The organism is Arthrobacter sp. TJ-263 (genome assembly GCF_058269155.1).
Genome location: NZ_JBZCNE010000001.1, coordinates 1,082,676 through 1,108,376, shown reverse-complemented (window position 1 = coordinate 1,108,376; position 25,701 = coordinate 1,082,676). Strand labels below are relative to the sequence as shown.

Below are 25,701 nucleotides of genomic sequence, written 5' to 3'. Positions count from 1 at the left end.
TGGGAAGATCCCCGGACGAGGAAGGTCATCAATGGACGAGGCCACAGCAAGCGGACTGCGCATCGCGGTCCTGGTGAAGCATGTTCCGGACGCTCAGTTCGATCGCCACATCAGCGGCGAGGACCTGACGACCGTCCGTGCGGAGAGCATCCTCTGCGAGCTCGACGAGTATGCGCTCGAAGCGGCCCTGCAGCTCGTCGAGGCCCACGGGGGAGCCGCAGCCGGGCACCGCGTCACGGCGATCACCATGGGCCCCCCGGCCGCAGTGAACGCGGTGAAGAAGTCCCTCCAGATCGGGGCGGACGACGGCGTCCACCTGACCGATGACGCGCTCACCGGCTCCGATGCCTCCGCCACGTCGAGGGCCCTCGCCGCCCTCGTGCAGCACGTCGGACCCTTCGACCTCGTCCTGACCGGGATGGCGTCCACGGACGGCGAGACCTCCCTCGTGCCGGCACAGCTGGCCGAACGGCTCGGCCTGCCCCAGGTGACGTTCGCGGCGTCGCTCGACCTGACGCCCGGCGACGGCGGCTGGACGCTCGCCGCGCGACGGGACAGCGACACGTATGCGGAGACCATCGAGGCCTCACTGCCTGCCCTGGTGTCGGTGACCGACCAGATCAACGATCCCCGCTACCCGAACTTCAAGGGCATCATGGCGGCGAAGAAGAAACAGATCCAGGTCCTGTCCCTGGCGGACATCGGTGTGCGGCCGGACGAGGTCGGGTTCGCCGGATCATGGACGTCGGTGCAGGCGGCCGCTCCCAGGCCGCCCCGGAGCCAGGGCGTCGTGATCACCGACGACGGCGACGCGGGCATCAGGCTCGTCGACTTCCTCGCCGGACAGAAGCTCCTCTAGCCGGTGCCCGCCCGCTCGTCCGTTCCTTCCAGGAGGGTTCCCTCATGACCTCGGTCCTCGTATTCCTCGACCACCCCGCAGCGAGTCTCGCCAAGAGCGAGCGCGAACTGCTCTCGCTCGCCGCCTCGCTCGGCGATGTCGCCGTAGCCCTCGCCGACGAGGCCGGACAGGCCTATCTCGACGGCATCGGCTCCTACGGCGTGCAGCGGTACTACCGACCGGAGGACTCGGCCGTCTCGGAGGTGCTCGTGGCCGGGAAGGCCGCGTTCCTCGCCGAGGCCGTGCGGGCTTCCGGCGCCGGGATCGTGCTGCTCGGCAACTCCTACGAATCCAAGGAGATCGCCGCCCGGCTGGGCATCAAGCTCGACTCCGGAGTCATCACGGACGTCGTGGGGCTCGACGCCGACCTGACGGCGACCAAGTCGGATTTCGCCGGCTCCTACACCGTGCAGTGCCGCGTGACGACCGGCGTCGCCATCCTGACGGTCAAGCCGAACAGCTTCGAGGCGGTGGAGGCCGGGCTTCCGTCCTCCCCCGAGGAGGTCAGCGTCGCCGTCGAGCTCCCCCGTGCCGCGGCGCGCATCACGGGCCGGGTGGAGAAGCCGGCGAGCGGCCGGCCCGAGCTCACGGAGGCCCGCGTGATCGTCGCGGGCGGCCGCGGCGTGGACGGCGACTTCGGCCCGCTGGAGGACCTCGCGGACGCGCTGGGCGGCGCGGTCGGTGCGTCGCGGGCCGCCACCGACGCCGGGTGGATCGAGCATTCCGCGCAGATCGGCCAGACCGGCAAGACGGTGTCCCCCCAGCTGTACATCTCGGCGGGTATCTCGGGAGCGATCCAGCAGAAGGCCGGGATGCAGACCTCCAAGGTGATCGTCGCCATCAACAAGGACGCCGATTCACCCATCTTCGAGATCGCCGATTTCGGGATCGTCGGTGACCTGACCACGGTGTTGCCGCAGGCCACCGAGGAGATCCGGAAGCGCGGGCTGTAGCAGGTGCCGATCGGACCGGACTCCGCGCCTCCCGGACGCGTCCTCGTCTTCGCCGCCCACCCGGACGACATCGACTTCGGTGCGTCCGCCACGATCGCCCGGTGGACCGCCGCCGGCGCGGAGGTCGGCTACTGCATCCTGACGGACGGTGACGCCGGAGGATTCTCCGACGAGGACCGGCCCGGGCTGGCCGCGCTCCGACGGGAGGAACAGGTCGCCGCAGCCGGGCTCGTGGGCGTCACGGACGTCACCTTCCTGGGCGAGCCCGACGGCTATCTCCAGCCGACGGACGGCGTCATCCGGCAGATCGTCCGGCGCATGCGGGAGGTGCGTCCGGACATCGTCCTGTCCATGCACCCCGAGCGCAGTTGGGACCGGATCCAGAAGAGCCATCCGGACCACCTTGCGTGCGGGGAGGCCGTCACCCGCGCCATCTACCCGGCGGTCGAGAACCCCTTCGCGTACCCGGAGCTCGAGGCGGCGGGGGTGAAGAGTTTCCGTGTCCCCTGGTTGTGGTTCTACGGCGGGCCTGCGCATCTCGAGAACCGCTTCGTCGACGTCACGGGAGCCGAGGACACCAAGATCGCGGCGATCAGCGCCCATCGCAGCCAGCATCCCGATGTGGAGCGGATGCGGGCGCGGGTCCGGGACATCCTCCGGGACAATGCGCGTCGCGGCGGCCTGCCGGAGGGGCGCAGCGCCGAGTCCTTCCACGTGGTGGGCATCAACACCGACGAGACGATCGCCGGCTTCTAGCCCTGCCGTCGACGCCGCCGGTGCTCAGGCCCCGAGCGGGATCTGGGCGACGATGGGCAGGGTGGGTGTCGCCGACCCGCCGTCGGGCTCGACGGTGATCGCGATCGCGCTGTACCCGCTGATGTCCTCGAGTTCCGTGACCTTCGTCCCGGCGACGTCCTCCCCGGTCATCGTGCCCACGGATTCCGGCTCCGCTCCGTCCGCGGGGATCCGCCACATCTGGTAGACGTGCCCGGGGGTCGGCGCGGGGACTCCGCTGAGCGTGACCACGGCCGCGTTCTCCTCGCCGGAGACCGCGAGGTCCGCCGTCCCGCCCGACGCGAGGGCGAGCTGCGCCGTCCTGACGTCCGAGGCCTGGAGGACCTGCTCCTGGAGCGTGGTCTGCTGCAGGGTCTGCGCGATGGTCACGCCACCGACCGCCAGCACGGCGGCCGCGGCGGCTGCCACCACCCAGCGCGCGGCGCGTGAGGACATCGAGGCCTTCGCCGTGCGGCGCTTCGCCAGTTCGTCCTGTCCGGCGTCGTGTTCCGTGTCGGGTGCGGTCGGTTCACCGATCGCGTACACCCCTGCGGTGTCGGTGCCGGTCGCCGCGGGCGTCGGGTCCGCGTCGCCGGCGGCCCGGGGCAGCCTGGCGAGGATGCGTTCGAAGAGATCGGCGGGCGGGTCCATCTGCTCGTTCGCGTAGGCGGTGGTCACCGTCTCACGGCACGTGCGGACACGTTCCGTGAACGTCGCGCTGACGGCCGGATCGGCATCCGCCAGGAACGCATCGATGATGCGGCGTTCGTCCGCGCTGATGGCGTCGAGCGCGTAGAGCTCGGCCCACTCGAGGACGTGGCCTCGGGCCAGGTCCGTGCCGAGGTCATCGGCGAACTGTCGGTTCATATCCTTGTCCTGCATCTCAGGTCACCCCCAAACATGTCTTCAGTCGGAGTAATCCGTCTCGGATCCTCGATTTGATGGTCGGTACCGCGACGCCGAGTCTCTCGGCCACCTCGCGGTAGGTGAGTCCGCCGTAGTAGGCGAGCTTCACCGACTCCTGCTGCGTCGCCGTCAGCGTGTCCAGGCACCGCACGACGCTCTCCGCCTCGAGCCGCTGGGTCACGGTGTCGACGACGTCGTCGTGATCCACCGTCTGGGTGGCGGCCCCGTACCGTGCCTCTCGGTCCGTCGCGCTCTGTTCGGAGCGCACCTTGTCCACGGCGCGGCGGTGGGCGAGGGTCATGAGCCAGGCCATGGGACTGCCGAGGGACGGGTTGAAGCGGTCCGCGGTGTTCCACACCTGGAGGTAGACCTCCTGGGTGGCGTCCTCGCTGAGTTCGGGGTCGATGAGCACGCGCCGTGCGAGCCCGTAGACGCGCTTCGAGGTCTGCTCGTAGAACAGGGCGAAGGCGGTGCGATCCTGTCGTGCGATCCTCGACAGCAGATCGGTCAGGGTAGGACCGGCGCCGAGATCAGCGGCGGACTCGTCCGACGCGGGAGCTACGGGGCCGACCCGGCTTACTCGTGGCGTTTCCATAGGGCTCCAGCATAAAGCGCCCGCGGCCCCACGCCGAACGGCGCCGGAACCCGCGCGGCGCCCGTACCGTGCACGTCCTTCACGAACAAGCACCATCCCACGCCCCCCGCTGGTTTTGACCATTCCGCTGACATGGAGTATTCGAAGCTGCACGGCCGGTGGATGGTCCGGCCGGAACGCCTACTGCGCCGGCCGGTAGTCGGCGACCGCGATCAGGGAGTCGGCGTCGAGGACGAAGGCGTCGCCGAGCCGCTCCGCGAAGACCGACCGCACGCGCAGCAGAATCTCGGGGTCGTCGGGCAGCAGCCCGCGGAATCCGCTGCCGAGCACCAGGGACCAGGCGCCGTCCGGGTCGAGCGGGACCGTCAGCCCGAACTGCTCGACCCGCACGTTCGTCAACCCCCGCGCGTGCAGCCAGTCTGTCAGGAGCTCCACGGAGGCCAGTCTCCTGCAGTTCTCGACGAAGGCCGTCCCGGACGACCGCCCCGACGCCTCCGGGCCGTCGATACCGTCGGCGCCGTCCTCGTCCGTGCCGGAGGGGAGGACCTCGCGCAGGACGTCGAGGAGGATGCCCCCGAACCGTTCCAGGGCGCCGTCGTCCCAGGTGCTCAGGGCGATCCTCCCGCCCGGCCGCAGCAGGCCGACGATCCGGTCCATGCCGGCGTCCAGGTCCTCGAGGAGGAGGACGCCGTAGCAGCTCACGACGGCGTCGTACGGCGCGTCGGGCGTCCACTCCGCCGGGTCCACCCGATGGAAGAAGACGCCGTCCAGGGCCAGTGCCTCCGCCTTGGCTTCGGCGAGGTCCAGCATGGCCGGGGAGCGGTCGACGGCGTCGACGCGTCCGTCCGGTCCGGTGAGCTGCGCGGCAGGGATGGTCCCCGTGCCCGTTGCTGCGAACACGTCGAGCACGCGCTCGCCGACGAGGATGTCGGCGGCCGCGACCACCGCGTTGCCCACCGGGTTCCAGACGGCCGGAGCGAGGCGGTCGTGGTCCTCGGCCCCGCCGTCGGGCAGTGTTGCGGCATGACGAGCGGACATCGGGGCTCCTAGGCGTGGATCATCGCTGGGCCCCCGCGAAGCCCTGCTGACGCCAGGCTTCGTAGAGGACGATGGATGCGGTGTTGGCGAGGTTGAGCGATCGACGGGACGGCAGCATGGGCACGCGGACCCTGGACGTGACGTGGGGGTCCTGCTTCACCTCCGACGGCAGCCCGTCGGACTCGCGCCCGAACAGCAGCACGTCCCCGGGCTCGTAGGCGATGTCCGTGTAGGGCACGTCGCCCTCGGACGTGAAGGCGAACACCCGGGCGGGCTGCAGGGCGGCCCAGGCGTCGTCGAGGCTCTTGTGCACGTGCAGCACCGTGAGGTCGTGGTAGTCGAGCCCCGCCCGCTTCAGCTTCGAATCCTCCAGGGTGAAGCCCAGCGGCTCGACGAGGTGCAGTTCGGCGCCGGCGACGGCTGCGAGCCGGATGGCGGCACCGGTGTTGCCGGGGATCTCGGGCGTGTGGAAGAGGATGCGGAACACGGCTTCATCCTAGCTTCCGGCCGCGGCCAGCAGGCGCTCGAGCACGGGCAGCTGCACGACGTTCGGGGTGGGGCCCGAGGACAGGAAGGAGCGGATGGTGCGGACGGCGGTACCGGCATTCACCACCTGGACGAGGCTCGTCGAGGCGCGGTCGAAGCCCGGTGGGACGTCGATCACCGGGGCGAAGGGGTTGTCCGGTGCCCCGTGGATCACCACCCAGCCGGCCACGTTGCATTCGGGGAAGAGCTCCTGCACCGCGCGCACCGTCCGCGGCACCGGCAACTCCACAGGACGGCCCTGGTGGCGGAGGGACTGTCCGTCCCAGGAGAAGTTGCCGGGGGACGCGGTGAAGGAGTCGATCACCGCGATCCGGTAGCCGGCCAGCAGGACGTGGCCCGCCGTCGTCCCGTCGCGGTCGTCGAACCGGACGCCGTTGACCAGGCGCGCGGCCGGGTAGGTGGACAGCAGCGCCCGCTCGAGCAGCACGGCGGTCCGGAGCTCGCCGTCGGCCCTCGCCCGGACGCCGGAGGAGAGCCTCCCGAACATGCCCGGCTGTCGGGGAGCCCCATGGAGCTGCCGGCCGGCGAGGATCAGGGGCACGGCGGGTGGGGACGACGGCGAGAACGGCGGCAGGTAGATCGGCGCGGACCGCGCGGCCTCCTCGTCCTCGACGCTCGTGCGCGTCGAGCTGCGGGGGGCCGGCGCCCCGTTGCGGCCGGCCGTCGCCGCCGCGCCGGGGGTGCGGCCGGTGCCTCCCGTGTCTCCCGTGGTCGAGGCCCGCCCGCGTCCGATGTCCGCGTCGTAGCGCTCGCGGCGCCGGGGGTCGCTCAGCGTCTCGTAGGCGACGGCGACGTCGTGGAACCGGGCCGCGCTGCCCCCGAGGTCGGGGTGCGCTGCGCGCGCCGCACGGCGGTAGGCATCCTTGATGTCCTTGGCACCGGCCTCGGGGGGCACCCCGAGGATGTCGTAGTACGACTTCCGTCCTGCCTCTGCCATCCATCGGCCCTTTCTGGTGTGCGCCCCGGCGGACCAGGAGCCGCTCCAGGAGCCGCTCCTGGAGCCGCGACCCTGGCGGCGGTCCTGCGCTTCCACCTGACACTAGGGGCACGGACGGGCCCGGACCAAAGCGGTCGTCCCGGCGGCCGCCCCCTCCCGCGGTGGACGCCGTCCCGACAGGAGTGCCTGCGGGTGCCGGCCCTGGTACAACGCCGCGGCGGGCGGAGAAGTTCGCCCACCCGCCCGGTGGTCCCGCCGCGGTCCCGACTCAGTCCGCGCGCCGGTACAGCGTGTAGAGGGCAGAGTCCTCCGTCAGCAGGGAGGAGAGCGTCAGGCCGACGGCGTCCTCCGGACTGCGTCCCACCGCGATCCTCGGTCCGTCGCCGCCCGCCAGCAGCGGACTGATCGACAGGCACAGCTCGTCCACGGCCCCGGACCGGGTGAAGTCCCCCAGGACGGCCGGCCCGCCCTCGCACAGGACCTTCGGCAGTCCGCGCCGGCCGAGCTCGGCGAGCACGGCCGGCGCGTCCACGGTGTCGGCGCCGCAGTCGACGACGTCCGCGACCCGCTCCAGGGCGGCGCGCCGGTCCGCCGGTGCCGCGGCGCTCGTGAGGATGAGCGGGCGGACGGGCGCCTCCCGGAGGAAGTTCCCGGACGGGTCGAGGTCGAGGCTGCCCGAGATCACCGCGACGGCGGGGTGCGCGGCGAGCCCGTTGGCGCGGCGCCACGAGCGGGCGTCGTCGTCGACCAGCTCACCCCCGTAGCCTTCCGCGCGGATCGTGCCGGCCCCCACGAGCACCACGTCGGCGAGGCGTCGCAGGACCGCGAAGATGCGCTTGTCGCCGTCGTTCCCCAGTCCTGCGGAGAAGCCGCCGCTCGTGGCGGCTCCGTCGGCCGCGGCCACGAAGTTGAAGCGGACATAGGGCCTGTCGGTGGCGGGGTAGGCGTAGATACGGTGCAGGGCGTCGTGGTCGACCGCCGCGCCGGTAGGCGGGATGAGCGAGGTGATCATCGGGTCACCGGCTCGTTGACCTCGCCCATGTTGTGCTTGAGGTAGGCGGGCTGCCGCCACCCGAGGACCGCCTCGGTGATGTCGATCGCAGCCCGCGACGCCGCCACGTTGTGCATGCGGACCACGCGGGCACCGCCGAGGATGCAGATCACGGCGGCGGCGAGCGATCCTTCGACGCGTTCGCCCTTGGGGCGGTCGAGCGTCTCGCCGATGAAGTCCTTGTTGGACACCGCGGCGAGGGTGGGGAAGCCGAGTCCGGCGATCTCGGGGAGCCGGCGCGTGATCTCGAGCGAGTGCAGCGTGTTCTTGTTGAGGTCGTGCCCGGGGTCCAGGAGGATCCGGTCCTCCGGGATGCCCAGCCGCACGGCGTCGTCGACCTTCCGCAGGAGGAAGTCAGTGATCTCGCGGACCACGTCGTCGTACGTGGGCCGCGGGTAGACCGTGCGCGGAGCGGCGAGGCTGTGGGTGATGACCAGGTGCGCGCCGGCCTCGGCGACCACCGCGGCCATGTCGGGGTCCCGCAGTCCCGTGGTGTCGTTGACCACCGTGGCCCCGGCGGCGAGCGCCTGGCGGGCGACCTCCGGCCGGAAGGTGTCCGCGGAGATGATGACGTCCGACGCCGCGCGCACGGCGCTGATCACGGGGACGATCCGGTCGATCTCCTCCGACACGGGGACGGCGTCTCCCGGCGAGAAGGGCGCGCCGCCGATGTCCACCCAGTCGGCGCCGTCGTCGACCGCCTGCAGGGATGCGTCGACGGCGGCCTGGAGCGCGAACGTCGCCCCCCGGTCGTAGAACGAGTCCGGTGTCCGGTTGATCACGGCCATGAGCGCGACCTGGCGGTCGAAGTCCAGGGTGCGCGTGCCGAAGGTGTGCACCGCGTGCCGGAGACCGGGGAGGTAGGGGCCGGACGGGGAAGGAGCCGCTGCATGACTGTCCACCCTGTCTTTCTACCACTGCGGGCCGGCGGGCCGCCCGGAAAAGCGGCGCGTGACGCGTACCACCGGAATCGGCGGCCCGGCGCGGCGCCCGTAGAATCGGAGCATGCCCGTGTATGTCGATCACGCGGCGACCACGCCGATCTCGGCGCCCGCGCTCGCCGCCCTCACCCGCGAACTCAGCCGGAGCGGGAATCCCTCCTCCCTTCACGGCTCCGGCCGACGCGCCCGGCGATCCGTCGAGGAGGCCCGCGAGACGATCGCGGCGGCCGCCGGGGCCCACGCCTCGGAGGTCGTCTTCACCTCCGGCGGGACCGAGGCGGACAACCTGGCCGTCAAGGGACTCTTCTGGGCCCGCCGCGCCGCGGACCCCTCCCGCACCCGGATCCTGTGCAGTTCCGTGGAACACCACGCCGTGCAGGACACCGTGGAGTGGCTCGAGCGCCATGAAGGCGCCGAGGTGGTGTGGCTGCCGGTCGACACCACCGGCCTCGTCTCCCTCGAGGCCCTGCGGACCGCGCTCGCCGAGGCCCCGGACCGCACGGCCCTCGTGACGGTCATGTGGGCCAACAACGAGGTCGGGACCGTGCAGCCCGTCCAGGAGATCACCGCGGAGGCCGCCCGGTACGGCGTCCCCGTCCACAGCGACGCCGTGCAGGCCTTCGGCTCCCTCCCGCTCTCCTTCGCCGGGTCGGGACTCGCGACCATGGCCGTGAGCGCCCACAAGATCGGCGGCCCGGTGGGGGTCGGCGCACTGTTCGTGGGACGCGCCGTGACGCTCACCCCCGTGCAGCACGGCGGCGGGCAGGAGCGCGACATCCGCTCGGGCACGCTCGACGGCGCGGGCATCGCCGCGTTCGCCGCAGCGGCCGGTGACGCCGTCGCGCACCTCGGTGACGAGGCGCCCCGACTGGCCGCGCTGCGGGACCGGCTCGTCGCGGGCATCCGCCGGGAGGTCCCGGAGGCGGTGCTGCGCGGCATCCCGCACCCGGCGCCCGAGGGCGCCCGGCTCCCCGGCAACGTCCACTTCACCTTCCCGGGCTGCGAGGGCGATTCGCTCCTGTTCCTCCTGGACCTCGCGGGCATCGAGTCCTCCACGGGGTCCGCGTGCACCGCCGGGGTGCCGAGGCCGTCGCACGTGCTGCTCGCCATGGGCCTCACGGAGGACGAGGCCCGGGGCGCCCAGCGCTTCAGCCTGGGGCATACATCCACGGTCGACGACGTTGACGCGGTGGTGGGTGCCATCGGCGCGGCGTACGCACGCGCCCGCAAGGCCGGCATGGCCGGGCACGCATCGACCATCCAGACGGCAGGAACAGGGTTCTCATGAGGGTATTGGCAGCGATGAGCGGCGGCGTCGACTCCGCAGTGGCGGCGGCGCGCGCGGTGGAGGCAGGGCACGACGTCGTCGGGGTCCACCTCGCCCTCTCCCGCATGCCCGGCACGCTCCGGACGGGCAGCCGCGGCTGCTGCACCATCGAGGACTCCCGGGACGCCTGGCGTGCGTGCGACATCCTCGGCATCCCGTACTACGTCTGGGACTTCTCCGAGCGGTTCAAGGAGGACGTCGTGGACGACTTCGTCGCCGAGTACGCCGCCGGCCGCACCCCGAACCCCTGCATGCGCTGCAACGAGCGCATCAAGTTCGCCGCGCTGCTCGAGAAGGCGCTCGCGCTCGGGTTCGACGCCGTCTGCACCGGCCACTACGCGAAGGTGATCGAGGACGCCGACGGCAATCCCGAGCTCCACCGGGCGGCGGACTGGGCCAAGGACCAGTCCTACGTGCTCGGCGTGCTCACCCATGAGCAGCTCAAGCACTCCATGTTCCCGCTGGCGGAGACCCCGTCGAAGGCCGAGGTGCGCGCCGAGGCGGAACGCCGGGGCCTGTCCGTGGCGAACAAGCCCGACAGCCACGACATCTGCTTCATCCCCGACGGTGACACCCGCGGCTGGCTCGAGGAGCGCATCGACATGACCGAGGGGGACATCCTCGACGTCGACGGCGGGAAGATCGGCAGCCACCCGGGCGCCAACGCGTTCACGGTCGGCCAGCGGCGCGGCCTCAGGCTCGGCACCCCGGCCGCCGACGGCAAGCCCCGCTTCGTGCTCGAGATCCGGCCCAAGCAGAACGAGGTCGTCGTCGGGCCCGAGCACCTGCTCGCCATCGACGAGATGCGGGGTATCAAGGTGTCCTGGGCCGGTGTGCCCATCGACGACGTGCGGACCGGCGTCGAATTCGACTGCACGGCCCAGGTCCGGGCGCACGGCGACCCCGTGGCGGCCCGCGCGCGGGTCGAGGAGGACGGCGGCGTCCAGCAGCTCGTGGTGCGGCTCATCGAGCCGATGCGCGGGGTGGCGCCCGGGCAGACGGTGGTGCTGTACCAGGGCACGCGGGTGCTCGGCCAGGCGACCATCGACTCCGCACGCTCCGCCCTCCGCCCCGAACCGGCCGTGGCGCAGGGCTAGTCGCAGTTCACGGAGCCCTGCGGGGGTCTGCTTGACTGGAGTCATGACGCATCCACGCAGCGGCTTCGACCCGGCCGCCAGTTCGCTCGCAGGCGACGTAGCTCCCGAGGTGATGGCCGAGCTGCTCTCGGTGAGGAGCTCGATCGACAACATCGATGCCACCCTCGTGTACCTCCTCGCCGAACGCTTCAAGGCGACGCAGCGGGTGGGCCACCTGAAGGCCGAACACGACCTCCCCGCCGGCGACCCGCAACGCGAGGCGGCCCAGATCGCCCGCCTCCGCATGCTCGCGGAAGAGGCACAGCTCGACCCGGCGTTCGCCGAGAAGTTCCTCAACTTCATCATCTCCGAGGTGATCCGCCACCATCAGGCCATCTCGGAGAACCGCCGGCCCGCGGCCGACGCGGCCGGTCGGGCGCCCGAGAACCCTGCCGGACCTTCAGCGGAGGCTCCCGCCGGGCCCGGGACGCACGGCCCGCATGCCTGACGGGACGCTGGGACCCGCCGTCGGGGCGACCGCACCCGGCGACTGGCCGGGAACGGACCCGCACGAGGCGAATCGTGCCGTGCGGGGCGAGTTCGGGGGAGCGAACCTCCCCTTCCTGCCGTCCCTGCCGGCGCGGGGACCCGGGAGCGACGCCGTCGGGCGGACGCTCGGTGTGCTCGTCGACCTGCCCTTCGATCTCCAGCCGCACGGCTGGCGCCTGGTCCAGCGGCCGGGCAAGGACCAGCGCCGCGCCGAATCGGCCCTGTCCTCCGACATCAACGCCCTCGGGGACATCGCCGGCGCCGAGGAGAGCCCTGCGCCGCGCGTCAAGCTGCACCTCCACGGACCGCTGTCGCTGGCGGCCGGCGCCCACCTGCACGGCGGCGAGCGCGTCCTGATCGACCCCGGCGCGCGGCGGGAGCTCTACGAATCGCTGGCCGCCGGCACCGCGGACCTCGTCCGTCGGGTGTCGGCGGTGGCCCGGGGGGCCGGGGTGGTGGTGCAGTTCGACGAACCCGACGCCGACGACGTCCTCACGGGCAGGGTGCCCACCGCGAGCGGCTACCGCACCCTCCGGGCGCTGGATCGCCGCGAAGCCACCGAGGCATGGGACCTCGTGACGGCATCCGTCGTCGCCGCCGGAGGCTCGGGAACGGTGCTGGCGCCGGGGCACGGCGACGTGGCCGTCGACGCCGCACGGTCCAGTGCGGCCCACACCCTGTCCCTGGACCTCGTGCGCATCTCCGACCGCGGGTGGGAGGACCTCGCCGGGGACATCGAGTCCGGGCGCCGGCTCTGGCTCGCGATCCTCGACGGACGGACCGGGCTCCCGCAGGTCAGGGTCCTGGTGGAATCGGTGCTCGCCGCCTGGCGCCGCGTCGGACTTCCCGTGGCGGCGCTCGCCTCGCTCACGGTCACCGCCCTGCCGGGCCTCGACACGCTCACCCCGACCGGCGCGACACAGGCCCTCACCCGGCTCGCCCAGGCCGCTGACGCCCTGGACCAGGTCCGCGCCGAGGGGTGACCCGCGCAGGGCGCCGCACCGGTCAGACGCGCTCTTCCCAGCGCCGCGGCCGGACCTCGGCGGGCAGGACGCCGTCGAACTCCTCCAGGACGTAGTCGAAGCTCCCCGCATAGACGAGCAGGGTCCCCAACTGGCGGTGGACGACCCGCGTGCTGATCCTGAACCGGCCGGCGTCGTCGTCCCACCACTGCTCCACGTAGGCGAGCGCGCCGAGCGCATCGGGGAGCGGCAGGCGGAGGCCCGCGAACAGGCGCGTCCGTGAGGAGACCATCCGGATGCGGCCGTCGTCGGTGGCGGAGCAGGTGAGGAGCGTCGCCATGCGCCGGTGGCGGCCCACGTAGTCGGTGAGGACGCCGTCGCGCAGGGACGTCGTGTCCTCGAACACCCGCAGGGCGGTCCCGAAGTCCAGCTCACGGCGTGCCGTGAGCGCCGGCCGCCCGAACGGGTCGGTATGCGGGTAGTTGCGGATGGTGAACGGGACGTCGCTGTCGTACTCGGGGAAGAACGCGTTCTCGAGGGCCGTGAGGCGGAAGGCGGGGCGTGCGAACCACGCCGGGCACCCGGCGACGTCGAAGACCCCGCGCCCGTGACCGGACAGTCCGCTCTCCGCGTGCAGGCCGAAGTAGTCGCGCAGTTCCGGCTGCAGGCGGCCGAAGTCGCTGCCCATCGCCTGCTGGTAGATCGAGGTCATGTCCGTCCGCTTCCGTCGCCCGGACACCCAGTCAACCACGCCGGCGGGCGCGAGGTTCCGTCGCATCCCCGGTTCCTGAGCGGGAACCGGTGTGCGCCGTGAGCCTCACCCGACGGACCCGCCGACGCCCCGTCAGAGGCGCCCGGTGGCCTTGAGCCTGATGTAGGTGTCGGCGAGGAGCGGCGGGAGGTCCGCGGGTGTCGCGTCCACGACCTCCGCTCCGAGCAGCCGGATCTGCTGCGCCACCGCGCCGCGGTCCAGCAGGGAGCGCTCGGCGGCCGCGGCCCGGAACGTCGCGGCCGCCGTCGAGCGGTCCGCACTCATCTCCCCGAGCCGCGGATCACGCACCGACGCGACGACGACGACGTGGCGTTCGGTCAGGCCCGGCAGCGCGGGCAGCAGGCCCTCCTCCACGGCCCCGGCGTCGAGCGAGGTGAGCAGGACGACGAGGGAGCGGTGAGGGGAGACGGCACGCACCTGGGCGGGGAGGCGGGACCAGTCCGCCTCGATCAGTTCCGCGTCGAGCGGGGCCATGGCGGTCACGAGGGAGGCCAGCAGGTTTCCCTTGGCCGTCGAGTCGACGCGGGCGCGGAGCCTGCGGTCGTAGGCCAGGAAGTGCACCTTGTCGCCGCCGCGCTCGGCCAGCACGGACAGCAGCAGCGCGGCCTCGATACCGGTGTCCAGCCGGGGCTCGTCGAGGACCCTCGCCGCGGAGGTGCGGGAGGTGTCCAGCACGACGACGACGCTGCGGTCCCGTTCGGGGCGCCAGGTCCTGACCACGGTGTCGCGGCGACGCGCGGTGGCGCGCCAGTCGATCGATCGGACGTCGTCGCCCCTCACGTAGTCCCGCAGGGAGTCGAACTCGGTGCCCGCGCCCCGGATCTGGACGGCGGCCCGACCGTCGAGTTCGCGCAGGCGGCGCAGTTTGGACGGGAGGTGCCGCTTGGAGTCGAAGGGCGGCAGCACCCGCAGGACGCCCGGCGCCGGCACGGTGACCTGCCGCGCGGCCATCCCGAGGGGCCCGGCGCTCCGCACCGTGACCGTCTCCACGCGGAGGATGCCGCGGCGCGTCGGGCGGAGGAGGAGCGTCAGGCGCCGGGCCCTGCCGGAGGGTACGGCGACGGACTGTTCCGGGTCCACGGCACCCGCGGAGGGCTGCCACGCCTCGCGCACCGTGGCGCGGAGGGTGCGGGAGGTGTCGTTCCGCAGGACCACGACGCTGGTGCACTGTTCGCCCAGCCGCACGCTGTCCGGCAGGGTCCGGCGGATGCCCACACGTCGGGGAGACGCGGCCAGGGCGAGGTCGAGGCCGACGGCCACTGCGAGGAGCAGGGCCCACAGCAGGATCGACGTCGCCCCCGGGTACACGATGACGGGGACGACGCCGAGCAGCGCCAGCAGGACCAGGCGGCCGGTGATGACCATGGGAAGGACTCCTCTCGGACGCCGGGTGCGGCGGCGCGTGCCCGGTTCGGGCGGGGTGGTGGGGCTACCGCGGGACGGGGACGGAGCCGAGGATGCTGCCCAGCACGTCGTCCACGCCGACGCCGTCCATCTGCGCCTCCGGCCGCAGGGCGACCCGGTGACGGAGGGCGGGCAGGGTGAGGGCCTTGACGTCGTCGGGTGTCACGAAGGAGCGGCCCGAGAGCCACGCCCAGGCCCGCGAGGTGTTGAGCAGGGCGGTGGCGCCGCGCGGCGAGACGCCGAGCTGGAAGGACGGGGAGGATCGTGTGGCGCGGACCAGGTCGACGATGTAGGCGAGGACCTCGGGGGCGATCGCGACGCGGGACACCGCGGCCCGCGCCCGGTCGATGTCCGCCGCACCCGCGACGGCCCGCACCCCGGCCGCACCCAGGTTGCGGGGATCGAACCCCACGCTGTGCCGACGGATCACCTCGATCTCGTCCTCGCGCCCGGGGAGCGGGAGGGTGAGCTTCAGCAGGAAGCGGTCGAGCTGGGCCTCCGGCAGGGGATAGGTGCCCTCGTACTCGACGGGGTTCTGCGTGGCGGCGACGACGAACGGCGTCGGCAGGCGCCGCGACACGCCGTCGACGGAGACCTGCCGCTCCTCCATCGCCTCGAGCAGCGACGCCTGGGTCTTGGGCGGCGTGCGGTTGATCTCGTCGGCGAGCAGGATGTTCGTGAACACCGGCCCCTCGCGGAAGGTGAACTCGGAGGTCTTCGACTCGTAGATGAGCGAGCCCGTGATGTCACCCGGCATCAGGTCCGGGGTGAACTGGACACGCTTCGTGTCGAGGTCCAGGGCGGTGGCGAGGGTCCTGACCAGCAGGGTCTTGGCGACACCCGGGACGCCCTCCAGGAGCACGTGCCCGTCGGCGAGGAGCCCGATGAGGAGGCCCGTGACGGCCGCGTCCTGGCCCACGATCGACTTGCCCACCTCGGCGCGCACCCGGAGCAGGGCGTCCCGCGCCGAGGCGCCGTCGACGGCGGCCCGGTCTGCCTGGTCCGACAGGTCGGCTTCCTGCTCTTCCTGCCAGCGTCGGGTCTGGTTCATGACGGCGTGATCTCCTTCTCGAGGTCGAGGATGTCCTGTGCCCACAGCACAAGCTGGTGGTTGGTGGTCGGGACGTACCGCAGTCGCTGCTCGAGTTCCGTCCGCGGCCGGCCGCTGTGGCGGGAGGCGGCGTCGATGACCTCCGCGGCGGAGGCGGACCGGTCCACGCGGAGGCGGCGGGCCAGCCGTGCCAGGGTCGCCGCGCGCAGGGTCGCTGCTGCGTGACCCACGGCCCGGGAGTCCTGGTAGAGGCGGGCCCTGCCCTCCGCCGTCTCCGCCGCACGGACGACGACGGGCAGCGGCTCGGACGCGAGGGGGCCCACGCGCCGTCCGCGCCACAGCACGGCGAGGACAGCGCACACGAGGAGCCAGACGAGCAGGGGATCCACCCAGGGCGGGAGGAGCGTCCTCGGATCGATGCCCTCGCCGGTGGAGACGACGTCCGCCCCCGTGGGTTCGTACCAGACGAGCGTGGGGGAGGACCCCAGCGCGCGCAGGGCGAGGGCTGCGTTGCCGTCCTCCGTGACGGCCTCGTTGGACAGGATCGACGGGGCGCCCAGGACGGCCATCGACCCGTCGTCGCTCGTGGTGTACAGGCCGCCCGTCGCGTCCCCGACGGCGACGGGGAAGCACTCGACCGCGCCGGTGTAGGCGGTCCCCGTCGCGGTGAGTGTGCCGGCCGCGGTGGCGTCCGGGTCGGGGCAGTCGGCGGACAGGGCCGGGACGTCACCGGACAGGTCGAGGGGCACGGCGCCGACCTGCGCGAAGTCGTCGTCGAGGGCGGTCAGCTGGCGCCCTGCCGGGGCGGCGAGGACCGCGCGGTCCGCCAGGGCGGCCAGGTCTCCCACCTGGCCGGCGCTGAGGTACTGCTGCGCGTCGTTGAGGAACAGTGTCGCGGGCCCCTCCTCGAGGGCGGCGACCGCCTCGTCGTAGGAGTCGGCCCGGACGACGTCGACGCCTTCGGACGCGAGGACCTCCGCGACCGCGCGGGCGCCCGCCGGCGCCGCATTGCCCGGGGACAGCGGGCGGGTGTCCTCCTCCTGACCGGCGAGGAGGTTGATCAGGAGGATCAGGGCCAGGACGACGGCGCCGAGGATCAGGGGGAGGGAACGGCGGAGCCTCGCGCGGGCCGTCGTCAGCGCGCTCCCGCCGTCGCCCATGATCTCGTGTCCCGTCGCCTGCCCGGCCGGTGTGGGTCCGCGGTCGTCCGGAGGGCCGGCGTCGCGGGAGCTGCCCGCGGGATGGTCCGGGGAGGAGATCCGCTGCTCGCGGATCACCGGGGTGCCGCCGGCACCGTCATGCCCGTGGACGGGGTGGGGCGTTCCGCGGAGAGGCGCGCGTCGAGCGCGGCTGCGCGCCGGTACACGGCCTCGGACGCGGTGCCGCTGCCGTAGTGGGTCTCGTTGAAGACGTCGGCCAGCCAGGCGACGTCGGTGGACAGCGGCGGGAAGACGCCGCCGAGCTGGGCGGCGGCCTCCGTGGCCGTCCGTCCAGGCTGGTCGGCGACCACGAGGCGTTCCTCGGCGGACCGGATGACGGCCCGCAGCACTTCGGCGACGGCCCCGTTCCAGTCCCGGTCGGCGGCGAGGGAGGCGGCCCTGGTGCGGTGGTGGGCGGCGGAGCGCGTCGCGCCGTCGTCGAACACGGCGGGCTCCTGTTTCCCGCCGCGCGCGTTCAGCCGTGGCCTGATGAGCACGACGGCCACGACGACGAGGAGCACCGCACCGAGGGCCAGCACGAGGGTGCCCGGTCCCGGCGCGAGTCCGCCCATCCCGTCGAGGAGCCGCCCGAGGCCGCGCAGGACCTCGGCGAGAAGGCGTTCGACGATGCCCGGCTGCGCCTCGGCGTAGGGGGGTCTGGCCAGTTCCTCCTCGAGCAGGCGCCGCGCCTCGTCCGTGTCAGGGGTGAGGAGGGAGCGGGTCCCACCGCTCATGCGCGCGCCCCGGGGCGGGGGCCGGTCGTGGCGCCGTCGGGCATCAGGCCGGTCCGTCCGGCTGGTGGCCGAAGGAGGTGGTGCCGCCGGGCAGGATGTCCGTCCTGCCCGGACCGGCCTGCTCGTGGTCCCGCATGAGGACGACGTCGAAGCCTTCCCGGCGCATGCGGAGGTCGACGTACAGCAGCGAGGTGACCCCCGCCTGGAAGGCGTAGCCGACCGCGGTGAACAGGGCCGTGATGGCCTGGGAGGCGGCGAGGACCGGCAGGGATTCCATCGCGTCCGGTGTGGCGGACGCACTGGTGCTGAAGCCGAAGAAGAGCGTCACCGCGAACGAGAGGGGCGCCGAGATGACGGAGGTGATGATCGAGACGATGATGCTCGTCAGGAGCACGATGCCGAAGGTCCGCCACCAGTTGCCCCGGGTCAGCTGCCACGAGCGCCGGACGGCGGTCCAGGGTCCCACGCCTTCCAGCATCAGCGCAGCAGGGGCGACGACGAGCTTGGTGCTCACCCATATCAGGGCCGCCAGCGCGCCGAGCACGAGGGGGACGATGACGAGGGCCGAGTATTCCTCGAGCCCGAGGATCGCGAGCGCCGAGATGCCCACGAGGACGGCGAGCCCTGCGAGCCCCGCGGCGAAGGCCAGCAGGCCGAAGGCGAGCAGCGGGAGGATGCGCCGGCGGGCGAGCCGCCAGGCCTGGCCGAAGGTCGTCGCCTGGTTGATGACGGCGCGGGCGATCGGGATCACGAGGATTCCCTGCAGCACCAGCAGCGCCGCCGCGGACACCACCCCGGCGACCGCCGCGAAGACGCCGAGGCCCGCGAAGGCGCCGACGAGGCTGTCCGGCGTCGGATTCGCGGATTCGAAGACCTCCAGGGCGGACAGGACATTGCCGAGCAGGAGCACCGTCACGAGCGCGACGACGGCCTGCAGGAGGATGGCGATGCCGAAGGTCGCCAGGGGGTTCTTCCGGCAGGCCTGGAACGCGCCGTCGAGGATCTCACCGAGCCCGAGGGGCCGCAGCGGGATGACCCCCGGCTTCGGCGGCGCCTGATAGCCGGGGGCCCGAGCGAAGCCGGGGCCGCCCTGCCACGGCCCCTGCGGCGGGTAGGCGTCGCCCCAGCCCTGGCTGCCCGCCGCAGGTCCGGGGTGCGCGGGGAGGAACCCGCTGCCCGGGGGCGGACCCTGGTATGCGCGGCCGCCCGTGGGCGATGGGCCCGGGGGATGCCCCCACGGGTCGGCCGGCGCGGTGGGGCCGGCCTGCTGCGTTCCCCAGGACGGGGCGACGGGAGTGTTCCGGCCGGGGGACTGCCAGGGTGGATCGCCGGGAGTCGGTGCCTGCCACGGGGCGGGCCGCTGCTGCGCCTGGTCCTGTGGCTCGTCCTGCGGCTGAGGGGGCGTCCGGTCGGGTGACCGGTCCGGTGACCGGTCCGGCAGCGGTCCGTCGCCCGACCGGCCGCCGTCCGGCTGACCCTCCGCCTGATCCTTCATCGCGTCCCCTCGGTCGATGCTCGCCGGGGGCGTGCGACCAGCGGCCCCCTCCTGCATCATAGTGAGGCCGACGCCCATTCGAGGCAGCCGCGCAGCATCGTTTCCGACGCGACATCCCGCACCCTGTGGCGGATGGGACTTTGCGGGGTCGATGCGCCACTATGGGGGGTATGAAGGCACGCATACTGGTCATCGACGACGACGAGGCCCTGTCCGAAATGATCGGCATCGTCCTGCGCAACGACGGCTTCGACCCCGTGTTCTGCGCCGACGGAGCAGCGGCGCTCGGAGTGTTCCGCTCGACGCATCCCGATCTGGTGCTGCTGGACCTCATGCTCCCGGGGATGGACGGGATCGAGGTGTGCCGCCAGATCCGGGCGGAGTCCGACCTCCCCATCGTCATGCTGACCGCGAAGGCGGACACCTCCGACGTCGTGCGGGGCCTGGAATCGGGGGCCGACGACTACGTCCCCAAGCCGTTCAAGCCGGCCGAACTCGTGGCGCGCGTCCGTGCCCGCCTGCGGCCCGCCGAATCCAAGGCACCCGAGACGCTGCGGATCGGCGACGTGACCATCGACGTCGCCGGGCACGAGGTGGCGCGCGCGGGACAGCGGGTCTCGCTGACCCCGCTCGAGTTCGACCTGCTGGTGGCCCTCGCCCGGAAGCCGTGGCAGGTCTTCACGCGCGAACTCCTCCTCGAACAGGTGTGGGGGTACCGCCACGCAGCCGACACGCGGCTCGTCAACGTCCATGTGCAACGGCTCCGCTCCAAGATCGAGCGCGATCCCGAGGCGCCCGAGATCGTCCTGACGGTGCGTGGTGTCGGATACAAGGCCGGACAGGGCTGATGGGGGGAGCGCGGACAGCCGCTCCCCCGGCTCCCGCCTTCCTCCTGCCGACACCCGGGCCCCAGGGCCCGCTCCGGGCGGCTCCGCCCCAGGGGCCGGCCCCGTGACTCCCGCGACGGCGGTGCGTGCAGCTCCCGCCGCAGGCGCCGCGGACCCCGGCAGCGCCGACGTGGCTACGGCGGGGGACACCCCGTCCGGGGGCGGGAAGCCCCGCGAGCCCGGTCCCGTCGCCGCTCGGCTGCACACCGCATCGGTCCGCGGCCACTCGATGCTGCAGTCGGTGGCGCAGCGCTGGCGGCGTTCCCTCCAGTTCAGGACCGTCGTCGCCACGATGCTGCTCACCTCGGTCTCCTTCGTCGCCGTCGGCGGGTTCCTCTCCAACCAGATCGCCGGCGCCCTCTACGACCAGCGCTTCGACCAGTTCAGCGCCGAGGCCACCGAGGAGCTGACCCGGTCGAAGGCGGTCTTCAAGGAGTCCTCGGCGACCGACAGGGACACCACCAGCCGCCTCGTCCTGGACTCCGTCGAGGCACTCGTCAGCCTGGACACCGACGCGCCCCGGCATGCGATCCTGGTACCGATCTCGGGCGACGTCCTCATCCCGACGACCGTCAGCCAGAACGGCGTGACGGCCGGCATGCTCCCGCAGGACCTCCAGGAGGCCGTCGCGGACGGCCCCGACATCCACTGGGCCCCCATGCAGATCCCGGTCACCGAGAGCGGTGCGACCGACGCGCCCGGGATCGCGTTCGGGACCCAGGTGCAGCTCCCCCCGGACCAGGCCTCGTACGCGCTGTACGTCTACTACGACCTGTCGGCCATGCAGTCCACCCTCGACGACATCCACCGGGTGCTGTGGCTGGCCGGCGTCCTGCTCCTGCTCGTCATCGGCGCGATCGCCTGGTACGTGACGCGGAGCGTCGTCCGGCCGGTGAGTCATGCGGCGTCCGTGTCCGAGAAGCTCGCCGCGGGGCAGCTGCAGGAGCGCATGGAGGTCAGCGGGGAGGACGAGGTGGCCAGGCTCGGCGTCTCCTTCAACCATATGGCCGGGAGCCTGCAGGACCAGATCACACAGCTGGCCCAGTTGTCGCAGATGCAGCAGCGTTTCGTGTCCGACGTCTCCCACGAGCTGCGCACACCGCTCACCACGGTCCGGATGGCCGCGGAGGTCCTGCACGACGCGCGCGCGGAGTTCAACCCGGTCAACAAGCGGTCCGCCGAGATCCTGTTCGACCAGGTGGAGCGGTTCCAGGCGCTGCTCGCGGACCTGCTCGAGATCTCCCGGTTCGACGCCGGCGCCGCCGTCCTCGAGGCGGAATCGGTCGACATCGTCCAGCTCGTCCAGCACGCGATCGAGGGGGCGGGACCCCTGGCGGAGCGCCTCGGATCGGACGTCACGATCGTGTCGCAGGAGACGCGGTGCATCGTGGATGCGGACGCGCGCCGGATCGACCGCATCCTGCGCAACCTGATCGTCAACGCCCTCGAGCACGGTGAGGCGAAGCCCATGGAGGTCCACATCGCGTCCAGTCCCGAGGCGGTCGCCGTCGCGGTCCGGGACCACGGCATCGGCATGACGACGCTGCAGGCCTCGCGTGCGTTCGACCGCTTCTGGCGGGCCGACCCCGCCCGGGCCCGTACGACAGGGGGCAGCGGACTCGGACTCTCGATCGCCATGGAGGACGCCCACCTGCACAACGCCTGGCTCGAGGCCTGGGGCAGGCCGGGGGAGGGAGCGTGCTTCCGCCTGACGCTGCCCCGGACCCAGGGGACCGAGCTGACGTCCTCTCCGCTGGCCCTGCCGCCGCCGACCCTGCCGCCGGTCGGCGGACGCGAGCCGGAACGCACACTCGGACGGAGCGAGGGAGAGTAGTGGGAGATCACGCCATGGCAGTCCGGCAGGGGCACCACACCCGCGCTCGCGCCGAGGTCCGCGCCTGCGGCGCCCGGCTCGCCGTGCTGCTCCTCGCCTGTCTCCTCGTCCTCACGGGGTGCTCGGCCATTCCGACGACGGGGCCGGTGGGGGTGATCGAGGCGTCCGACGGCGAACCGGACGCCGTCGCGCCGGTGTTCGACCCCGAGGGCCCCGCGCCCGGAGCGACGCCCGAGCAGATCCTCCGCGACTTCATCACCGCGGGGACGGGCGCGAGTGACGGCTACAGCGTGGCACGGCAGTTCCTGAGCCCGGACCTTCGCGCGACGTGGCAGCCCGAGGAGCGGATCGTCCTGTTCCGGTCGGATCCGCGCGTCGAGAAGCGCGAGGCCGAGGGCGTCTACCAGATCCAGCTCGAGACCGCGGGGACCGTCGATGCCCGCGGGGTGCGCACCAACACGGTCGTCCCCGCGACGGAGACCCTGGGCGTGCGGATGGTCCAGCTCGACGGCGAATGGCGGATCGACGAGATCCCGGACGGCATCATGCTCGCCCAGAGCAGCGCCCGCGACCTCCTGATCTCGCACAGCCTGTACTTCTACAGCAGCAACTACCGCTACTGGGTGCCCGATGCCCGCTGGTTCGTCCGGCGTACGGGGGTGACCGCGCGGATCGTCAGCGCGATGCTCGCAGGTCCTGCGCCCTACCTGCAGGGGTCGGTCACCAGCGCCTTCCCCGAGGGTGTGACGCTCATCCGTGATTCGGTGCCGATCACCTCCGGCAAGGCCTCCGTCGAACTCTCACCGGAGATCCTCGAGAACGCGACGAACCTCAGGCTGCAGCAGATGAACCAGCAGCTCCAGGTCAATCTGCTCGGCCTGAACGACGTCACGTCGGTCGAGATGGCCAGCGACCAGCCCATCGAGCTGGGACCGCCGGCGCCGGACCTGATCGTTCCGGATCTGACCCCCGATGTCGGCGGCGAGCAGGTGGCGGTCGCGCAGGGCGAACTGGTGCGGGTCCGCAACGGTGCCGTCACCGAGATCGAGGGGCTGGCGTCGGTGCGGGCACTCGAACCACGCGACCCCGCCACGTCCGTCTCGGGCAGCGCCTACTCCTTCCTCGACGCGGACCGGAAGACCCTCTACGTCACCGCGCCGGGCAGTGACGCGCGCGCCGTCATCCGCGGCAGTTCCCTGACGAAACCCTCGTTCGATCCCGAGAACTGGGTGTGGACCACCCGCTCGGTCGGGGGCCGCAGCGAGGTGCTCGCCATCCCGCCGGGCGGCACGGAGGCGAATGCCGCCGTCCTCTCGGCCGGTTGGCTGGGCGACCGGAGCGTCAGGGAACTCCGCATCGCCCGCGACGGATCGCGCGCACTGATCGTCACGGATCGCGGCGGGGAGGGCGAAGTCCTGCTGGCGGGCATCACGCGCTCCACCGAGGGGGCTCCGCAGACGCTCACGACACCGCTCACGCTGCCGACGGACGGGTCGATCGACACGGCGACGTGGGCCGGCCAGGGCGTGATCGTGGCGTCGTCCGTCGGGGCGGGCGAGGAGGCCACCCCGGTGATCCTGCACCTCGACGGCGAGCGCGAGTCGATGGCGGCGCTCGACGGCGTCCTCGGCCTCAGCGCGGGCTCCGACGCGGAGGACACGTTCTACGCCGAGGCCGGCTCCACCCTGTACCGGCGCATCGGCGGCAGCTGGGTGGACGAGCAGGTCGCCGTGACGGACCCGGCCTTCCCGGGGTAGGGACATCCACATAGGGGCTGCCCGGCCCCGCGTGCGCGTCCCCTCCTGTGGACTGCGGGGATGAACATCTTCGACCCCTCGTCCGTCCTGGACCGGATCGTCCTCGGGCGGTCCTACCGGCGTGCGGCGGATGCGCTCACCGCCTTCGCGGCGATCGTCCTGCCGTCGTCCTGCGTGATCTGCGGCCAGTGGGACACGTCCCTCTGCCCGGGATGCAGCGCGGTCTTCCGGCGTGCGACCTCGCGGCCGTTCCGTGCGGAAGCAGGAGCGGAATCCCTGCCCGACGTCGCCCTCGACGCGGCCGGGACGGCCGGATCCGGCGACCGCACCGACGCCTACGGCCCGCTCCCCGTCGTCGCCGCCGGGCGCTACGGACGCGCCGTGTCGGGTGTCCTGCTCGCCTACAAGAATCACGGGCACGTGGACCTCGCGGCGCCGGTGGAAGCGGCCCTGGCCGGTGCGCTGCACGAGGCCGTGACGCACCTGTGCCGGTCCCCGGACGGCCCGGGACCGGCACGTCAGGTCCTGCTCGTCCCGGTGCCCGGCCGTGCCTCGTCGCAACGGCGGCGCGGCTATGACCCGCTCATGCTGCTGCTGTCCCGCCTGGAGCGGAGAGGCGGGCTCCCGGCCGGTACGAGGCTCGTCGCGGGGGCCCGCCAGGTGTCGCCGGCGGCACGCCTGAGCGGCGCCCTGATGCGGGGAGGGGTCGAAGGTGTCCTTCGGGACGGTCTGGCCGCGCTGTCCGGGCCGGGCGGCGGGCAGAAGGGTCTGGGCCGTCGTCGGCGCCGCGCCAACGTCCTGCGGTCCATGCGCGCCGGCAGGCACGCGCGGGCGCTGCTCGCGGACCGCGACTGCATCATCGTCGATGACGTCCTCACCACCGGGGCGACGATCGGCGAGCTGCACCGCGTCCTCCGGGGCGGCGGGGCGCGGGTGCTGGGCGGCGTCGTCATCGCTGCCACGTCCTCGCCCGCCGGTGCCCGCCCCGGCACGGTGCCCGGGCCGGGCACCGGGTGAGCGGACGGCCGCGACACTGCACAGGCCGGCCCGGGCGAAGTACCGGAACTTTCGGAGTGGCGAGGGATGAATAAAGGAGGGGGGTGAACTACCGTGAAGTACGGGTACGACACAGTGACGACACGTACCCGTCGGTGGCGGCTCTGCGGATACGCCTCGGCCGCCGTCGTATCACCAAGTGATGTGGAGGGCACCATGGAATTCGTGATCAATGGTCGGAACCTGGCGGTATCGGACCGTTTCCGTGAGTACGCGACGGAGAAGATCGACAAGATAGAGCAACTCGGCGACAAGGTACAGCGCGTCGATGCGAAGATCACCAAGGAGCCCAGTGCCCGCATGGCGGATACCTCTCTCACCGTCGAGCTGACGGTGATCTGCAGGGGCCCGGTCGTCCGGGCGGAAGCGTCAGCGGCCGACAAGTTCGCAGCCTTCGACCTGGCCTACGGGAAACTCCTCGAGCGCCTGCGCCGCGCACGGGACCGTCGCAAGGTCCACCACGGCCGCCACACCCCGGTGGCCGTCCGCGTCGCCACGGCCGATCTCGAACCCGCCGATCCTGCGCAGCCCCTCTACCTCGAGGCGGCGGCCAGCGCCTCGACACCCCAGGAGCCCGCCCCGCAGCCGGACGACGCCGACGCCTACGCCTCGCCGGACGACGTGCCCGCGGGTGACTCACCGGTCCTGATCCGCCGCAAGGTCTTCTCCGGCGTCCCCATGACCCTGGACGACGCCGTCGACAGCATGGAACTCGTCGGGCATGACTTCTACCTGTTCGTCGACTCCGCAACCGGGGCCCCCTCCGTGGTGTACCGGCGGCAGGCATGGACCTACGGAGTCATCACCCTCGACTCGAACGGCGCCGAAGGGACCGAGGAGCTCCTGGCCTACCGCGCCAGGGAGGCGGCCTCCGCCTAGAGGTCACCACCACGGCCTGCCCCTGCCGGCCGTGTTCTTCACCGACGTCCACGGAACTGCCTCCGCGCCCAGCGCGGAGG

The 25,701-nt window shown here is 72.5% G+C and carries 25 protein-coding genes; 12 read left to right on the top strand and 13 right to left on the bottom strand.

The window, feature by feature from the left end; translation table 11 throughout:
* The first annotated feature begins 31 nt into the window (after positions 1 to 31).
* Genes AC4D2F_RS05215 through AC4D2F_RS05205 form a run of 3 tightly spaced genes read left to right on the top strand, consistent with a single transcriptional unit; the run spans position 32 to position 2,607 of the window.
* A complete protein-coding gene (locus AC4D2F_RS05215) occupies positions 32 to 859 on the top strand; it encodes an electron transfer flavoprotein subunit beta/FixA family protein (RefSeq protein ID WP_490909749.1) in 828 nt (275 codons plus the stop codon).
* A 44-nt stretch (positions 860 to 903) separates the two neighbouring features.
* On the top strand, positions 904 to 1,851 hold the full coding sequence (locus AC4D2F_RS05210; protein ID WP_104165935.1) for an electron transfer flavoprotein subunit alpha/FixB family protein: 948 nt from the start codon (positions 904 to 906) through the stop codon (positions 1,849 to 1,851).
* A gap of 3 nt (positions 1,852 to 1,854) precedes the next feature.
* On the top strand, positions 1,855 to 2,607 hold the full coding sequence (locus AC4D2F_RS05205; protein ID WP_490909748.1) for a PIG-L deacetylase family protein: 753 nt from the start codon (positions 1,855 to 1,857) through the stop codon (positions 2,605 to 2,607).
* Between the two features lie 24 nt (positions 2,608 to 2,631).
* Here the strand turns inward: AC4D2F_RS05205 and AC4D2F_RS05200 are convergent, their stop codons facing one another.
* The 7 genes from AC4D2F_RS05200 to folP all read right to left on the bottom strand — a co-directional run bounded on the left by AC4D2F_RS05200 (position 2,632) and on the right by folP (position 8,600).
* Positions 2,632 to 3,492: an anti-sigma factor gene (locus AC4D2F_RS05200; protein ID WP_490909747.1), complete on the bottom strand. Its 861-nt coding sequence runs from the start codon at positions 3,490 to 3,492 to the stop codon at positions 2,632 to 2,634.
* Between the two features lie 16 nt (positions 3,493 to 3,508).
* Positions 3,509 to 4,126, bottom strand: coding sequence for an ECF RNA polymerase sigma factor SigK (sigK, locus tag AC4D2F_RS05195; protein ID WP_490909746.1), 618 nt, complete (start codon positions 4,124 to 4,126; stop codon positions 3,509 to 3,511).
* A 180-nt stretch (positions 4,127 to 4,306) separates the two neighbouring features.
* Positions 4,307 to 5,164: a class I SAM-dependent methyltransferase gene (locus AC4D2F_RS05190; RefSeq protein ID WP_490909745.1), complete on the bottom strand. Its 858-nt coding sequence runs from the start codon at positions 5,162 to 5,164 to the stop codon at positions 4,307 to 4,309.
* Positions 5,165 to 5,183: 19 nt separating this feature from the next.
* Entirely contained in the window at positions 5,184 to 5,651 is a 468-nt protein-coding gene (locus tag AC4D2F_RS05185) for a tRNA (cytidine(34)-2'-O)-methyltransferase (RefSeq protein ID WP_490909744.1), read from the bottom strand.
* Positions 5,652 to 5,660: 9 nt separating this feature from the next.
* The gene (locus AC4D2F_RS05180; RefSeq protein ID WP_490909743.1) at positions 5,661 to 6,647 is read right to left on the bottom strand and encodes a J domain-containing protein; all 987 of its coding nucleotides are present in this window, start codon (positions 6,645 to 6,647) and stop codon (positions 5,661 to 5,663) included.
* A 268-nt stretch (positions 6,648 to 6,915) separates the two neighbouring features.
* Positions 6,916 to 7,659 (bottom strand): pyrimidine reductase family protein, encoded by a 744-nt coding sequence (locus AC4D2F_RS05175; RefSeq protein ID WP_490909742.1) that lies wholly within the window; start codon positions 7,657 to 7,659, stop codon positions 6,916 to 6,918.
* Positions 7,656 to 8,600 (bottom strand): dihydropteroate synthase, encoded by a 945-nt coding sequence (folP, locus tag AC4D2F_RS05170; protein ID WP_490909741.1) that lies wholly within the window; start codon positions 8,598 to 8,600, stop codon positions 7,656 to 7,658. Before folP ends, AC4D2F_RS05175 begins: the two co-directional genes overlap by 4 nt.
* A gap of 103 nt (positions 8,601 to 8,703) precedes the next feature.
* On the opposite strand from folP, the gene AC4D2F_RS05165 reads away from it, so the two are divergent.
* Genes AC4D2F_RS05165 through AC4D2F_RS05150 form a run of 4 tightly spaced genes read left to right on the top strand, consistent with a single transcriptional unit; the run spans position 8,704 to position 12,574 of the window.
* Positions 8,704 to 9,927 (top strand): cysteine desulfurase family protein, encoded by a 1,224-nt coding sequence (locus AC4D2F_RS05165; RefSeq protein ID WP_490909740.1) that lies wholly within the window; start codon positions 8,704 to 8,706, stop codon positions 9,925 to 9,927.
* The gene (mnmA, locus tag AC4D2F_RS05160) at positions 9,924 to 11,063 is read left to right on the top strand and encodes a tRNA 2-thiouridine(34) synthase MnmA (protein WP_490909739.1); all 1,140 of its coding nucleotides are present in this window, start codon (positions 9,924 to 9,926) and stop codon (positions 11,061 to 11,063) included. The genes AC4D2F_RS05165 and mnmA overlap by 4 nt, the downstream gene beginning before the upstream one ends.
* Positions 11,064 to 11,106: 43 nt before the next feature.
* Positions 11,107 to 11,550, top strand: a complete 444-nt coding sequence (locus tag AC4D2F_RS05155; protein WP_490909738.1) for a chorismate mutase — start codon at positions 11,107 to 11,109, stop codon at positions 11,548 to 11,550.
* On the top strand, positions 11,543 to 12,574 hold the full coding sequence (locus AC4D2F_RS05150; protein ID WP_490909737.1) for a uroporphyrinogen decarboxylase/cobalamine-independent methonine synthase family protein: 1,032 nt from the start codon (positions 11,543 to 11,545) through the stop codon (positions 12,572 to 12,574). The genes AC4D2F_RS05155 and AC4D2F_RS05150 overlap by 8 nt, the downstream gene beginning before the upstream one ends.
* Positions 12,575 to 12,596: 22 nt before the next feature.
* Here AC4D2F_RS05150 and AC4D2F_RS05145 read toward each other — a convergent pair whose 3' ends face one another.
* From AC4D2F_RS05145 to AC4D2F_RS05120, 6 genes are all read right to left on the bottom strand, one after another.
* Positions 12,597 to 13,331, bottom strand: a complete 735-nt coding sequence (locus AC4D2F_RS05145; RefSeq protein ID WP_490909736.1) for a DUF4166 domain-containing protein — start codon at positions 13,329 to 13,331, stop codon at positions 12,597 to 12,599.
* A gap of 66 nt (positions 13,332 to 13,397) precedes the next feature.
* A complete protein-coding gene (locus AC4D2F_RS05140) occupies positions 13,398 to 14,690 on the bottom strand; it encodes a DUF58 domain-containing protein (RefSeq protein WP_490909735.1) in 1,293 nt (430 codons plus the stop codon).
* 64 nt (positions 14,691 to 14,754) lie between these two features.
* Positions 14,755 to 15,780 carry an AAA family ATPase gene (locus AC4D2F_RS05135; protein WP_104165912.1) on the bottom strand — a complete coding sequence of 342 codons (1,026 nt, stop codon included), beginning with the start codon at positions 15,778 to 15,780 and terminating at the stop codon, positions 14,755 to 14,757.
* The gene (locus AC4D2F_RS05130; RefSeq protein ID WP_490909734.1) at positions 15,777 to 17,057 is read right to left on the bottom strand and encodes a DUF4350 domain-containing protein; all 1,281 of its coding nucleotides are present in this window, start codon (positions 17,055 to 17,057) and stop codon (positions 15,777 to 15,779) included. Before AC4D2F_RS05130 ends, AC4D2F_RS05135 begins: the two co-directional genes overlap by 4 nt.
* The gene (locus AC4D2F_RS05125; RefSeq protein ID WP_490909733.1) at positions 17,054 to 17,713 is read right to left on the bottom strand and encodes a DUF4129 domain-containing protein; all 660 of its coding nucleotides are present in this window, start codon (positions 17,711 to 17,713) and stop codon (positions 17,054 to 17,056) included. The genes AC4D2F_RS05130 and AC4D2F_RS05125 overlap by 4 nt, the downstream gene beginning before the upstream one ends.
* Positions 17,714 to 17,756: 43 nt before the next feature.
* Entirely contained in the window at positions 17,757 to 19,208 is a 1,452-nt protein-coding gene (locus AC4D2F_RS05120; RefSeq protein WP_490909732.1) for a DUF7847 domain-containing protein, read from the bottom strand.
* 170 nt (positions 19,209 to 19,378) lie between these two features.
* Between AC4D2F_RS05120 and mtrA the strand changes: the two genes are divergently transcribed.
* The 5 genes from mtrA (at position 19,379) to hpf (ending at position 25,621) form a co-directional block, all read left to right on the top strand.
* Complete coding sequence (gene mtrA, locus AC4D2F_RS05115; protein WP_104165905.1) at positions 19,379 to 20,056, top strand: MtrAB system response regulator MtrA; 678 nt, start codon at positions 19,379 to 19,381, stop codon at positions 20,054 to 20,056.
* 103 nt (positions 20,057 to 20,159) lie between these two features.
* On the top strand, positions 20,160 to 21,929 hold the full coding sequence (gene mtrB / locus AC4D2F_RS05110; RefSeq protein ID WP_258069720.1) for an MtrAB system histidine kinase MtrB: 1,770 nt from the start codon (positions 20,160 to 20,162) through the stop codon (positions 21,927 to 21,929).
* 14 nt (positions 21,930 to 21,943) lie between these two features.
* On the top strand, positions 21,944 to 23,686 hold the full coding sequence (locus tag AC4D2F_RS05105) for an LpqB family beta-propeller domain-containing protein (protein WP_490909731.1): 1,743 nt from the start codon (positions 21,944 to 21,946) through the stop codon (positions 23,684 to 23,686).
* A 60-nt stretch (positions 23,687 to 23,746) separates the two neighbouring features.
* Positions 23,747 to 24,703, top strand: coding sequence for a ComF family protein (locus tag AC4D2F_RS05100; RefSeq protein WP_490909730.1), 957 nt, complete (start codon positions 23,747 to 23,749; stop codon positions 24,701 to 24,703).
* Positions 24,704 to 24,898: 195 nt separating this feature from the next.
* Positions 24,899 to 25,621 carry a ribosome hibernation-promoting factor, HPF/YfiA family gene (hpf, locus tag AC4D2F_RS05095; protein WP_104165900.1) on the top strand — a complete coding sequence of 241 codons (723 nt, stop codon included), beginning with the start codon at positions 24,899 to 24,901 and terminating at the stop codon, positions 25,619 to 25,621.
* Positions 25,622 to 25,701: the final 80 nt, after the last annotated feature.

Coding starts and splice junctions, on each gene's coding strand:
- AC4D2F_RS05210 (WP_104165935.1), top strand. CDS start 904: ATGACCTCGGTCCTCGTATTCCTCGACCACCCCGCAGCGAGTCTCGCC.
- AC4D2F_RS05145 (WP_490909736.1), bottom strand. CDS start 13,331: ATGCGACGGAACCTCGCGCCCGCCGGCGTGGTTGACTGGGTGTCCGGG.
- AC4D2F_RS05200 (WP_490909747.1), bottom strand. CDS start 3,492: ATGAACCGACAGTTCGCCGATGACCTCGGCACGGACCTGGCCCGAGGC.
- AC4D2F_RS05155 (WP_490909738.1), top strand. CDS start 11,107: ATGACGCATCCACGCAGCGGCTTCGACCCGGCCGCCAGTTCGCTCGCA.
- AC4D2F_RS05150 (WP_490909737.1), top strand. CDS start 11,543: ATGCCTGACGGGACGCTGGGACCCGCCGTCGGGGCGACCGCACCCGGC.
- hpf (WP_104165900.1), top strand. CDS start 24,899: ATGGAATTCGTGATCAATGGTCGGAACCTGGCGGTATCGGACCGTTTC.
- AC4D2F_RS05215 (WP_490909749.1), top strand. CDS start 32: ATGGACGAGGCCACAGCAAGCGGACTGCGCATCGCGGTCCTGGTGAAG.
- AC4D2F_RS05125 (WP_490909733.1), bottom strand. CDS start 17,713: ATGAGCGGTGGGACCCGCTCCCTCCTCACCCCTGACACGGACGAGGCG.
- AC4D2F_RS05190 (WP_490909745.1), bottom strand. CDS start 5,164: ATGTCCGCTCGTCATGCCGCAACACTGCCCGACGGCGGGGCCGAGGAC.
- AC4D2F_RS05140 (WP_490909735.1), bottom strand. CDS start 14,690: ATGGTCATCACCGGCCGCCTGGTCCTGCTGGCGCTGCTCGGCGTCGTC.
- AC4D2F_RS05180 (WP_490909743.1), bottom strand. CDS start 6,647: ATGGCAGAGGCAGGACGGAAGTCGTACTACGACATCCTCGGGGTGCCC.
- mnmA (WP_490909739.1), top strand. CDS start 9,924: ATGAGGGTATTGGCAGCGATGAGCGGCGGCGTCGACTCCGCAGTGGCG.
- AC4D2F_RS05100 (WP_490909730.1), top strand. CDS start 23,747: ATGAACATCTTCGACCCCTCGTCCGTCCTGGACCGGATCGTCCTCGGG.
- AC4D2F_RS05135 (WP_104165912.1), bottom strand. CDS start 15,780: ATGAACCAGACCCGACGCTGGCAGGAAGAGCAGGAAGCCGACCTGTCG.
- mtrA (WP_104165905.1), top strand. CDS start 19,379: ATGAAGGCACGCATACTGGTCATCGACGACGACGAGGCCCTGTCCGAA.
- AC4D2F_RS05120 (WP_490909732.1), bottom strand. CDS start 19,208: ATGAAGGATCAGGCGGAGGGTCAGCCGGACGGCGGCCGGTCGGGCGAC.
- sigK (WP_490909746.1), bottom strand. CDS start 4,126: ATGGAAACGCCACGAGTAAGCCGGGTCGGCCCCGTAGCTCCCGCGTCG.
- AC4D2F_RS05165 (WP_490909740.1), top strand. CDS start 8,704: ATGCCCGTGTATGTCGATCACGCGGCGACCACGCCGATCTCGGCGCCC.
- AC4D2F_RS05175 (WP_490909742.1), bottom strand. CDS start 7,659: ATGATCACCTCGCTCATCCCGCCTACCGGCGCGGCGGTCGACCACGAC.
- AC4D2F_RS05105 (WP_490909731.1), top strand. CDS start 21,944: ATGGCAGTCCGGCAGGGGCACCACACCCGCGCTCGCGCCGAGGTCCGC.